Origin of the sequence: Crocosphaera sp. Alani8, from assembly GCF_038442745.1 — a bacterium.
GTDB lineage: Bacteria > Cyanobacteriota > Cyanobacteriia > Cyanobacteriales > Microcystaceae > Crocosphaera.
In genome coordinates, this window is the sequence record NZ_JARVCN010000096.1 from 1 (window position 1) to 10,628 (window position 10,628).

Genomic DNA, 10,628 nt, shown 5'->3' on the forward strand with positions numbered 1-10,628 from the left:
TATGTACAGGTATGTCTAGTATTGTACAGGTTTTTGTCTTCTAGAAAAACCTCATCAGTAGCTGTCAAGTGTTCCTCACTGGTGACTGGTAAGGAGTGACTGTTAACTGTCATTGTGACTCGCTTTGTAGTTATTTGTGCTACATCGGCGGAAGAATCTTCTTCTCTCGGATCTTTTAGATCAACTATTTCTTCTTCCCTGACTGTTGCTACTTCCGAGTAACTGTCCTGCTGAACCTCATCACTTTCCTTGTTAATCAGTTCCGATTCCGTGGGGGGAGAATTTTCGACCCCCACCCCGGTCTGGAGGGTCTCAAAAGTCTGAATAGTCTGAGGGGTTCTGCGATCGGCTGATGGTGCTGGTTCTAGCGGTTGTTGGCGATCTGTAGACTCGTTTAGGCGATCTGTAGACTCACTTAAGCGATCTGTAGACTCGTTTAGGCGATCTGTAGACTCACTTAAGCGATCCACAGACTCACGTATTACTTTTGTATTACAATGTGGGCGATCTACAGACTCGTTCGACTGTTTTGATTGATGCCTATACCGTGCTTGTCTGTATTTGAATTTGGTGATTTCAACTTCAAGAAGGTTAAGGGATACCAGTTTCTTGATCGCCGATTGAACAGTTCGTCTGTGATACCCTAGCTGTTCAGAAATTAAAGAGGTGTCTATCTCAAGCTTGCAGTCTTTAAAAGGGTGCTTTGTTATTAAATAGAGATAGATGTCTAATTGATTCGGCTTGAGTTTAGAACGAATAGTCAAATATTCTTCGTGCTGAAGGGGATAAAATTTGCCTTGAATTTTCTTGCCGTTACGTTTTGCTGTGGGGACTTGTAGGTTTTCGGTTGTTTGTGCCATCATGGGTTTAGCTAATGTTGACCTGTTCGGGTGCGAACCCGATGCCCCAAACGTGCCAGTTTGGGGCTAATTTTTTGTAGATAGATATAAGGATTCAAGGTGGGCGAGTAGCCACCACAAAATTTGAAAAGGACATAACATTTTCGTTGCTCTTGTCAGCCCAATTCGTTAACCTAAAGACAAGTTAGCCTTTCGATCATCGACAGGGCTGATGAGGTTAGGCTACGAGGAATGCCGGCAAGCTGAGACCTCGTAGCCTCTCAATTTTTTTTCTTCATACTAATAATATACAATTTCTCATGAAATTAGCAACTTTTTGGAACCATTTTCATGAAACTAAACTATTACAATAAATTTTAATTAATTCTGGGTTGCCTACGATTCAAAATTGGGCTTTAGCTAAACTTTAATAGGTTTCTATCAATTACTGATGGTCAGTCAAAAGCCATCCCCCTCACTTGGCTTTGATGGTTTCACGATTACCAGAAAACCCATTCAAAGCCTTGATTGCTGAAATCTTGAATGATAAACAAGGTATTTGTAAATACAAGCGATCGCTTCTATGTCTTTATGATAATTTATTGAAGAGTCTTGCGTTTTTTTACTTTTCCAAAACCTTCTACCGAGTTCGACCCCATTTTTAGTCGAATCAATAATAGTTCAATCAATTTCGTTATGATATTATAATGTTTTGGAGTTGAATATCTATGCTCCGTCTTATGGCGATATTTGCTATTTTTTCAAGTAATATACTTATCTTATTAAAAATGGAAATAAAATCATAATACTTTTCTCTGATATAATAGAAAATATCAATCTTAAAATAATGGTTAGGAGAAACAGTGAAGTAATTAATGAAGGGACAATAAATTAGTCCTGTTTTTAAATCTTAGACTACAACAAAGTCAAATAAATCGGGTGTAGAACTTGGATAAATGGATAATACTTTTTCAATAAGTCCATTAAAAATCCCTTTTTTAGTAGGTGTTTTCAATTTTTCGGGACTTATGATAAAGTTATTTAACAAGGTATAAGCTGAACTCTTAAAGTATTTACTATCCCCTTTTAACCTCGCCACATCCATAGACCCTTTTAAAGTCGCTATTATCATAATTGCTTCACTTTTAGAGATGGGATTATTGTTTTGGAATATCTTAACAATCCAGTTCACTTGTAAATCAAAAAAGTCATTTAACTCTTGAATGATTGAGTCAGGTAACGTATTTACTTCCGCCATTAAGGAGGCATATAAACAGATACTTTTCCCGTTTGATTTAAGGATTAGTGAATAGGCGTTAATCAGCCCTTCTAAGCATTTTTTAGTTTCTGATTGTTTCTCAAGCTTCTCAAGAATTAACTGGAAAGTATCCCTGTAACTAATTATCGCGGCTTTTACCATTTGTTCTTTACTGGAAAAGTAATGGTAAATGCTAGGGGCTTTAATTTTTAACTTTTTTGCAATCTCACTCATTGTCAAGGTTTGATACCCTTTTTCTTGGACTAATTCTCGGCAAATTACAATAATTTGCTCTCGCTTATTAAGATCGGTCATTAACTGCTCACATGATTTGTAGAATTTTTCTGGCCTAACGAGCGTTAGGGAGATTTTCAATTGCTATTTTAATTAACTAGTTCAAATTCAGGAAAAAGCATTCAAAATTAATTTTTGTTGATAACTTTTCCTAATAGGTGATTTTTTCGTTAATTCTTAACTGATTTAATTAATTTTTAATCTTTTGAATCCGCATAACTCTCGCTCCAATCAATTCAAAACGATTTCTCATTGGGTTTAGGTTATGATTGGGCAAAACACAGAATTGCTGCAAATTTTTTGAAAAACACTTAGTAATAAATTCTTCTTCGTGTTGGATTTCAGATAAGGGTATAGATCGGCTTACTTTATAGCGATAACCACTTTGCCCTTATGTTTGCCCATACCGAAATACTGGATCATTTCCGGCACTTCACTCAATGTGTAAGGCCCATCTAACACGGGCTTGATATGGCCAGCTATAACAAGCTTATTTATGTAATTCAAATCTTTGTTTGGTTTGAGATTAACCAGACGTACATTCTTTTGGGTGAGCAGACGGATAATGGGCCCCAAGAATAACGCTTGTAAAAGACTGGGGGTAGTACCTCCAACTGTTACATAGGTTCCCTGTGGCTTCAGCACGCGTAGATAATTGAATATGGAGCGATTTGTCTTAGTATCTAGAATCAAGTCGTACTGTTCTTTGCTCTGAGTAAAGTCTTGCTCAGTGTAATCTATCATTTGCCCAAATCCAAGGGAGCGCATCATTTGAAATTTATTGGAACTATCCACTCCCGTTATATCTGTTACCCCAATGGATTTGGCGATTTGTACACCCAACGTCCCTACACCACCACCAGCTCCATTAATCAATACTTTTTGTTCAGGCTGGATCTGTCCTTCATCAACTAAACCTTGTACTGCCAGCATTGCCGCATGGGGAAGGGCTGTCGCTTCACCATAAGTTATACTTTCAGGTTTCAACGCTAAAACTGTTTCAGGTACACATACATACTCAGCAAATCCACCAAACCCACATTCAGAAATATCTCCATAAACTGCATCACCCGCTTTAAACTGCGTTACATTATCCCCAACTGTTTCAACTCGTCCTGCGATTTCTGCACCTGGAATTGAAATGTTTGGCTGAAAGAGACCACACAGTAAACGGATATAAAATGGCGTGCCTCGCATAAGGTTCCAGTCCCAGTCATTGATTGCCGTTGCCTCAACTTTAACTAATACCTCACCCTCATTTGGCTGTGGTTTTTCTACCTCTTGAAGCTTAAGAACATCTGATGAACCATACTTTCTTAAAACAATTGCTTTCATTGGTGGCATTGGTGTGGGAACGAGCTTACCCTTGAGTGTATCAAAATTTTGTCAAGCTTCAATCTTTACACTTATTACTCTCCCAGCTGGTGTCAATGGCCGTTGATTCTTACTGTAAGATTACTTATTAGAAGGACACTTTGAATAAGTAATTATGTTGACGGTTGAAACTACCACTTCCCTGAAACTAGCGTCTCCTCTACCTTTAACCGCTCATCCGGCATCTGTCTATCTGCGATCGCTTTCCCCCCGTTCTCGCATTACCATGCAGGGCAGTCTCAATGCGATCGCTTCTCTTCTCACCAATGGGAGATGTGATCATTTAACCCTAGATTGGTCAAAGTTAACCTATCAACACACATCAGCTATCCAATCTGCTTTACTAGAAACATACGCACCAGCGACAGCCGCCAGAAAGATGTGCGCACTCAGAAGGGTTTTAAAGGAGGCGAAAAGGTTGGGTTTGATGACTGGGGACGACTATATTGCCTGTATCGATTTACCAAGTATTAAAGAAAGTAGGAAGCTCAGGGGTCGCGCGTTAACCAACGATGAGATTAAGTCCTTGATGACGGTCTGTGAAAATGACCCCACAGACCAAGGGTTAAGAGACGCGGCGTTAATTGCCATTCTGAGGGGTGCTGGTTTACGTCGTAGTGAAGCTGTGAAGCTTGAGTTGAAAGATTTTGATCCTGAGACCCGTTCTTTACAGGTTCTTGGGGGTAAGGGCAATAAAGACCGATTGGTCTATCTTCCAGAGAGTGCTATCTCTATTCTTGACCGTTGGCTAAAAGTCCGTGGTTATGTTGATGGTGCCTTACTTTGTCCAATCTGGAAAAGTGGCAAAATTCAATATCGGTGTATGTCTTCCCAGGCTGTGTTGCTCATTGTACAGAAACGGGCAGAAGAAGCAGGGGTTGAGTCGTTTTCCCCCCATGATTTTCGTCGGACGTTTTGCAGTGATTTATTGGACGCTGGTGTTGATATTGTCACAGTACAGAAATTAGCTGGCCATGCTTCCCCTGTCACCACGGCTAAATATGATCGACGGGGTGAGGCGGTTAAACGACGGGCTGTTGATAACTTGGGGTTTTAACTGTCAATTGTCAATGCTAATCTTATATTATGAGCTATTCGTGAAATAACAGGAATGGAAACAGAATTTCCTATTTGCTTATAAAGTTGCGAATCAGGTATTCTCGGAAATTGATAATCTTTTGAAAAACCTTGAAAATTTGCACATTCTCTGGGTGTTAGTTTTCTAATACCTTGATTATCTAATATAATTGGGACGTTATGTCCTCCTGTCCCCATATTTGCTGTCAAGGTTGGACAAACATTATTTTTGTTTTCTCTGACATACATTCTACGCCACTGATAAATAGTATTTTTATCAATAACTTCTTGTTTTAATTTTTTAAATAAAGGCTTTCCATTGTAATAATATTTCTCATGAATATTTTTTTCTATCAAACAATCATGAATAGTTTGTGTTAAGTGAGCTTTTACTGGAAATTTAAACCTATTAAAAGATTCAGCATTTAAGAAACCCACTATGTATATTCTTTCTCTATTTTGAGGTAAATTACCATATTCTTTTGTATTTAACACAGCATCTTTTACTTTGTATCCTATTGCTTCTAATTGTTTATACATAAAAGCAAGAGTATTCCCTTTATCATGAGTTTTTATGTTCTTAACATTTTCTAAAAAAAATGCTAGAGGTTTTCTATCTTTCAATATTCTAATAATTTCAAAGAATAAATATCCTCGTCCTTTATCCTCAAATCCTTTTCTATCCCCAGCAATAGAAAATGGTTGGCAAGGGAAACCAGCAGTGAGTAAATTAAAATCAGGTAAATCCGCAGATGAAATATTGCTAATATCTTCTAAAAAAAGGCTATTCTTTCCATTTTTAGAAAAATTATAATCGAAGGTTATTTGACAATATTTGTCATTATCACTAGATAATACACAATCAAAATTTTCAGATTCAAAACCTAATTTTATTCCTCCTATCCCTGCAAATAAATCGATAAACTTAATGGAATTAGACATAATCAAATCTGTATTTAGGTTAACACTGTTAACAGCCAAAATACCCTTCAACTGCTGATTATACAAGGGTTTGGACTTGTTTACATCGATGGAGAAAGAACAATTGTAGTGTACTAGCTACATTGATGATGATGATGGCACATCATCATCGCCGTGACATCACAGGTGGCCAACAGAATTTGTTAGCTTATAGGAGCAAACGGTATTTGATAGGATTCAAAGAATTAAGAATTTAGAATTAAGAATTTAGAATGATACTTTTTTTAGCTTACTAGCTTCCAATTCTACATTCTAACTTCTAAATTCTACATTTTTCCTAACGCCCCAATTAGGGGCTTTTTAGCTATTCTCCTGTGTTCTGACCCATGTTTAGTTCTCCGGTAGTGTTATTTAAGTAGTAAAAGTTTATTTTTTGCCAGTTGCTTCTTCTTTAGTTAATTCCCCATTTCCGTCTTTATCAAGTTTAGTAAATTTTCTCTTGGCTTCTTCTTCAGTCTTTTTTTCTCCTTCTTTGGCTTTGACTACATAGTAATCTATAAATTCAGCGGCGGTTACTTTTCCTGCCTGATTGACATCAATTTCGGCAAAGGTTTCCACAGGGATAAATTCAACAACTTCAGAGGTATCTGAAGTTGTTGATTGGTTGTTGTTTGACGGCTGTCCACAACTGATCAAGCTAGTGGTCAAGATTGAGAATGCGAGTAGTTGTGTCAAGTTTTTAATACCTATGTTTCTAGACATCTTTATTTTCCTTTTTTTGATTTCTTGAGTTTAAGATTAATCCTTGCTTCTGTCATTACTCATTTTAACGGATGAAACGGACTGCTCTCACCCCAACTTGAAGGTTTTGCTTTTGAGGAAAAAAATGCTAAATTGAGTATGAATAAAGGCTATTTCTATTGAGATATCGTGAAATTGAGTTTAACAATGAGAAAACTATTAAGCTTATTCTTTGTGGTTAGTCTTACTAACCTAGGGGTTTTCCCTTCTAGTACCAAAGCTCAAACAACTTCGGTTTCCCCAGAATCAGGATGTGTCCGCGAACCAGAAGCTTATATTTCTCCAGGGTTAATGGCCACCATGGCCTCAAGTGGCGCTTTTGAACAACAAGGTATCCCAGGTGGTTTGGTCTTTGAGACAGAGTTCAAAGCCGGAAATATTAGCGCCTCTAAAATTGTCCAAGCCGCAGTCAAAGCTTGCATTTTAAGTAATAAGTTTGACCTTGCCACTCATGAAAATTATATAGAAGAAGTAAAAAATCAAATTCAGCTTGATATTAGAGATGATGATGATTAAGTCCTTGTCACTTAAAATTTGATTTGTGTTTCCTCACTTGTCGACTAGGCTGATGCAAATTAGCCTCATCTTTGGAGGCTAATTTTTACATTTTTTGCTCAGAGTCTTCCCACAGATTCCCTACACGATCAAATCACTCATCATTTACCTCCTGTGATTGACTCTTATCTACATCCATTGTCGAAGCCATAGCATCCCAAAAACGGAGCTCATAACCTTGAATGAGGCGAACACTCCTAGCAATTTTTTCTTCGGAAACTCCAGCACCAAGACCCAGACTAATAGCCTTAATTACTGGTCCATCATCAATTGAGGATGATGCTTCAGCAAAAATATCGAAAAACCGGGTTTGTGAAGAATTGAATCCATAAAGTTGGCGCAATACCATACTTATCCTTTGGCAATTACCTGCCCAAATCGGAAAATTTACCCCTAAACTAGCCACAATCTCTGCAAGGGAGCCATTAGTGGCTAAACTTGAAACATAGTATCCATAAGCTAACGCATCTGGCTCAGTTTCATAAGTTTCAAGAGACTCTTCACTCATTCCTAGTGTTTGTGCCAACAGCAATAAGGCGCGAGAAGCCTCTAGTTCTGAGCGAAGCATCTGCTCAAAATAATTTGCCAACTCGGTGTTGGTAAATCGTTTTTTCATCTGGGCATCAGCACCAACAATACTGTGCATTAGGTGATATTGATTGCCAATAAATGAGCGCAGAACTGAGTCAGCCCTTTCCCCTTGCTCAAGACCATTGAGATAGGGGTGATTAAGGATTTTTTGCTGAACTTGTTGTTGGTTAGTTCTAATCTTTTTGAGTAAAACTTTAGCTGTCTGAGTTGTTAATTTGTTATTAGTTGATACAACAACCATCTTTTATCTCCCTCTTTTAACTTTTCAAGATATTTTTAGACTAAAAAATCTTGATGACGGGGATTTAGCATTCTTATGACTGAGATGTGTCATGAAAGCTCATCTTTATTAGACCTCTTGCAAAAGTCTTTTGTGATATAATTCAGTGCTATTTTTTTTCTTAATTACGTGACAAGATAGCCAAAATTTCTCATTTTTTTTGAATAATTAAATTTCGGCGATCGCCAATCTGACAGTTATTCGGGAAAACTCAAAAAATGATCAACCCCTCAATATACCATAAAAAACTTTTGCAAGAGGTCTAATGAGTAAGGAAGAAGATCGACTAAACCTTCTGCCTTTGAGGGCGAAGCCCAATAATTTACGGTTTCCAACAAAAAACCCCATCAGTTGACGAGGCTTTTAACAAGAGAAAATGGTCGACGTTAACGACCAAGGTTTTGAGAAGAAGACACGAGGCAAGCACCAACAACTTGACCATAGTTATGGAGGCGATCTTGTTGTACGCTACGAGTAGGAATGTTCTGGAGTAAATCCTCTAAAGTTAATGCGGGACAAATATTGACTTGTGCATTCAACTTAGCGAAGAGGGGTTCGTTGATAGCAGCCATTTGTGCTTGATCCGACGCTTCAAACACAACCATTCCAGCGCGCTTACCATCTTCCACATAGAAATAAGCTGATTCAGGTTTTACGGTATTGATCAAATCTTTAATTGCTTGTGACATAGAACCGTCAGCCTTTGCCTGATTCCCCTTTTCCACAGGGATTGTAAATTTCAACATTAAGCGCATAATTTTCTCCTAATTTTTAATAAGGATTAAAATCTTCGTTAAACAAAAATCTATCAACTTAAATAGATTTTTGTTTGATTGTTTCGAGATATTTTTAATTTATTTTCCAGAGTTTTCATGGCTATGACAATTTTATTTCAGTTCTGTGTTGAGTAAAAATCTTGATAGCATAAAGTGAAATTGCCATAGCCATGACACGAATAAGACACAACAGGGGATTAGAGTTAAATAAGAAATAAGAAATAAAAAAAGGATTTAAGGCATGAATACACAAGATATAAAAGCAATCTGGAATCAAATCATCAACGACTGCCAAATACCAAATAATGGTAACTCACAAGGTGAATTGAAACAGCAATTAATGACTCTAGTACATGGGAATAGTGCTACTGCTAACCGTTTACTTAGTGGAGAACAAAGAAGTCATCCTAACCATACACAGCAATGGTATTTAGAAAAAGTCATTTACGACTTACAACGGGCCCGTTAAAAAGAGTCTGGTAAAATGATAAGAGGATAAAACTGTGAAAACAAATACATTAACTCCAACACCAATCAATGAGCCCCAAGAAAAACAGGAAGATTCCCTTTTTGAGCTAACTTTCAAGGCTCAAGTAATGGGTGAAGAAGGACATATAGGCCAATTGAGGCGTATAATAGTCAAGCCAAAAACCATGGTTGTCAGTTACATAGTTGTTGAACTCTCAGGGTTATTTGGATTTGAGAAATATTTAGTCCCAATCGATTATATTAGCTCAACAACACCCCAATTCATCAATATTAATTGTACTCAAAAAGATTTGATGGGAATGAAACCCTATTGCGAGACTTACTCTATTAAAAATGAATATTGGGAACAAGAAATGGTTTATGGGCCCTGGAACAATATTAACTATGCGAGTGATGTCTTAATGTCATGGTCATATCCATTCCCAGAACAAGTGATGCCTTATATGATAGTGGAAAAAGAAAATCTGCTCCCTGGAGAATTAGCAATAAGTGATGATATTCGAGTAGAAGCATTGGACGGTTTGCTCGGAAAATTTGATGGTTTGCTAGTCTCTAAAAATACTCAGATGCTTAAGGGTTTATTAGTGCGTAGTGGGAATTTTCTCAACCAAAAAGAAAGGCTATATCCTGCTAAGGTAATTAATAAGATTGAAGACAACAAATTCTACTTAAAATCTGGAAAAAAAGTTCTAAAGTCTTTCCTCTCTATTTCAAGAAAACGTTTCTTTAATCAAACTTATCACAATTATAATGCTCAGATTTTTAGCAGTTTGTAAAAATTGTGAAAAATCTTCAAAAAAGTCTCGTAACAGGGGGCATAATTTTTGCTAGCATGACAATTGCTCAAACTTCCATAGCTCTAACACTAAATAAATCAGTAGATTTTTCTGGGAAGGGACCAGATGTATCTTCACTATTTTTTGATCTTGATAATAGTTTAGAGTTAACAGTTACTGCTGGTGTTCATGGTAGATACCAGATAATAAATTTATTAGATAAGTAGGTGAAAGGAGCCATCTTAACTGTCTTCTAAGTCTTCTAGCGCAGCTATAACAAAGGAAGCGGCAGGGTGATTTAACATTGATTCAAGGGCGGCCACACTCCCTGCTTTTACTGCACTTAGTAATTTTTGGGTTAGTGAAGGATTTTGTTCTATCTCTTCAATAGCCTCTCCAGCTATCACCATTTTTTCTTTCTGGCTATTACTGGGATAGGTTTCACTTAGTTTTTCTAATAGTTGTTGAATTTCAGTAGCCGCTTCAGCAAGGTCTTGTTGTTGTGCCTCATTAATGACTCCCCCTATTTTGGCATTTCCACTAATCTCTCCTTGATTAACTCCAACACCAAAATTACCTTTTTGATCAATTTTCTCT

Annotated in this window: 13 protein-coding genes; 5 read left to right on the forward strand and 8 right to left on the reverse strand. The window is 37.2% G+C overall.

Going from position 1 to position 10,628, the window contains the following annotated elements; all coding sequences use genetic code 11:
- From P9B04_RS07035 to P9B04_RS07045, 3 genes are all read right to left on the reverse strand, one after another.
- On the reverse strand, window positions 1-863 hold an 863-nt coding region (locus tag P9B04_RS07035; protein WP_342054286.1), incomplete at its 3' end, for a hypothetical protein.
- A gap of 886 nt (window positions 864-1,749) precedes the next feature.
- Complete coding sequence (locus P9B04_RS07040; protein WP_342054287.1) at window positions 1,750-2,412, reverse strand: TetR/AcrR family transcriptional regulator; 663 nt, start codon at window positions 2,410-2,412, stop codon at window positions 1,750-1,752.
- Window positions 2,413-2,754: 342 nt separating this feature from the next.
- Window positions 2,755-3,726 carry an NAD(P)-dependent alcohol dehydrogenase gene (locus P9B04_RS07045; protein ID WP_342054288.1) on the reverse strand — a complete coding sequence of 324 codons (972 nt, stop codon included), beginning with the start codon at window positions 3,724-3,726 and terminating at the stop codon, window positions 2,755-2,757.
- Between the two features lie 154 nt (window positions 3,727-3,880).
- On the opposite strand from P9B04_RS07045, the gene P9B04_RS07050 reads away from it, so the two are divergent.
- Complete coding sequence (locus P9B04_RS07050) at window positions 3,881-4,822, forward strand: tyrosine-type recombinase/integrase (RefSeq protein ID WP_342054289.1); 942 nt, start codon at window positions 3,881-3,883, stop codon at window positions 4,820-4,822.
- Here P9B04_RS07050 and dcm read toward each other — a convergent pair.
- Window positions 4,819-5,784 carry a DNA cytosine methyltransferase gene (gene dcm, locus P9B04_RS07055; RefSeq protein ID WP_342054290.1) on the reverse strand — a complete coding sequence of 322 codons (966 nt, stop codon included), beginning with the start codon at window positions 5,782-5,784 and terminating at the stop codon, window positions 4,819-4,821. The two genes, P9B04_RS07050 and dcm, sit on opposite strands and share 4 nt — an antisense overlap.
- Before the next feature lie 405 nt (window positions 5,785-6,189).
- Window positions 6,190-6,525, reverse strand: coding sequence for an EF-hand domain-containing protein (locus tag P9B04_RS07060; protein WP_342054291.1), 336 nt, complete (start codon window positions 6,523-6,525; stop codon window positions 6,190-6,192).
- Between the two features lie 186 nt (window positions 6,526-6,711).
- On the opposite strand from P9B04_RS07060, the gene P9B04_RS07065 reads away from it, so the two are divergent.
- Complete coding sequence (locus tag P9B04_RS07065; protein ID WP_342054292.1) at window positions 6,712-7,080, forward strand: hypothetical protein; 369 nt, start codon at window positions 6,712-6,714, stop codon at window positions 7,078-7,080.
- A 133-nt stretch (window positions 7,081-7,213) separates the two neighbouring features.
- Here P9B04_RS07065 and P9B04_RS07070 read toward each other — a convergent pair whose 3' ends face one another.
- Together P9B04_RS07070 and P9B04_RS07075 are read right to left on the reverse strand one after the other, a co-directional pair.
- The gene (locus tag P9B04_RS07070) at window positions 7,214-7,951 is read right to left on the reverse strand and encodes a hypothetical protein (protein WP_342054293.1); all 738 of its coding nucleotides are present in this window, start codon (window positions 7,949-7,951) and stop codon (window positions 7,214-7,216) included.
- A 425-nt stretch (window positions 7,952-8,376) separates the two neighbouring features.
- Entirely contained in the window at window positions 8,377-8,736 is a 360-nt protein-coding gene (locus P9B04_RS07075; protein ID WP_342054294.1) for a DUF3303 family protein, read from the reverse strand.
- Between the two features lie 271 nt (window positions 8,737-9,007).
- Here P9B04_RS07075 and P9B04_RS07080 point away from each other — a divergent pair, with 271 nt between their 5' ends.
- The 3 genes from P9B04_RS07080 to P9B04_RS07090 are packed head-to-tail and all read left to right on the forward strand — an operon-like array spanning window position 9,008 to window position 10,258.
- Complete coding sequence (locus tag P9B04_RS07080; protein ID WP_342054295.1) at window positions 9,008-9,235, forward strand: hypothetical protein; 228 nt, start codon at window positions 9,008-9,010, stop codon at window positions 9,233-9,235.
- Between the two features lie 34 nt (window positions 9,236-9,269).
- Complete coding sequence (locus P9B04_RS07085) at window positions 9,270-10,031, forward strand: hypothetical protein (RefSeq protein ID WP_342054296.1); 762 nt, start codon at window positions 9,270-9,272, stop codon at window positions 10,029-10,031.
- A gap of 56 nt (window positions 10,032-10,087) precedes the next feature.
- Window positions 10,088-10,258, forward strand: coding sequence for a hypothetical protein (locus P9B04_RS07090; RefSeq protein WP_342054297.1), 171 nt, complete (start codon window positions 10,088-10,090; stop codon window positions 10,256-10,258).
- Between the two features lie 15 nt (window positions 10,259-10,273).
- On the opposite strand, the gene P9B04_RS07095 is transcribed toward P9B04_RS07090, so the two are convergent.
- Window positions 10,274-10,628: hypothetical protein (locus P9B04_RS07095; protein ID WP_342054298.1), on the reverse strand; the 355-nt coding region annotated here is incomplete at its 5' end.

Excerpts from the sequence above, each read along its gene's own strand:
- P9B04_RS07050 (WP_342054289.1), top strand. The coding sequence starts at position 3,881 with ATGTTGACGGTTGAAACTACCACTTCCCTGAAACTAGCGTCTCCTCTA.
- P9B04_RS07060 (WP_342054291.1), bottom strand. The coding sequence starts at position 6,525 with ATGTCTAGAAACATAGGTATTAAAAACTTGACACAACTACTCGCATTC.
- P9B04_RS07065 (WP_342054292.1), top strand. The coding sequence starts at position 6,712 with ATGAGAAAACTATTAAGCTTATTCTTTGTGGTTAGTCTTACTAACCTA.
- P9B04_RS07070 (WP_342054293.1), bottom strand. The coding sequence starts at position 7,951 with ATGGTTGTTGTATCAACTAATAACAAATTAACAACTCAGACAGCTAAA.
- P9B04_RS07075 (WP_342054294.1), bottom strand. The coding sequence starts at position 8,736 with ATGTTGAAATTTACAATCCCTGTGGAAAAGGGGAATCAGGCAAAGGCT.
- P9B04_RS07080 (WP_342054295.1), top strand. The coding sequence starts at position 9,008 with ATGAATACACAAGATATAAAAGCAATCTGGAATCAAATCATCAACGAC.
- P9B04_RS07090 (WP_342054297.1), top strand. The coding sequence starts at position 10,088 with ATGACAATTGCTCAAACTTCCATAGCTCTAACACTAAATAAATCAGTA.
- P9B04_RS07040 (WP_342054287.1), bottom strand. The coding sequence starts at position 2,412 with ATGACCGATCTTAATAAGCGAGAGCAAATTATTGTAATTTGCCGAGAA.
- P9B04_RS07045 (WP_342054288.1), bottom strand. The coding sequence starts at position 3,726 with ATGAAAGCAATTGTTTTAAGAAAGTATGGTTCATCAGATGTTCTTAAG.
- dcm (WP_342054290.1), bottom strand. The coding sequence starts at position 5,784 with ATGTCTAATTCCATTAAGTTTATCGATTTATTTGCAGGGATAGGAGGA.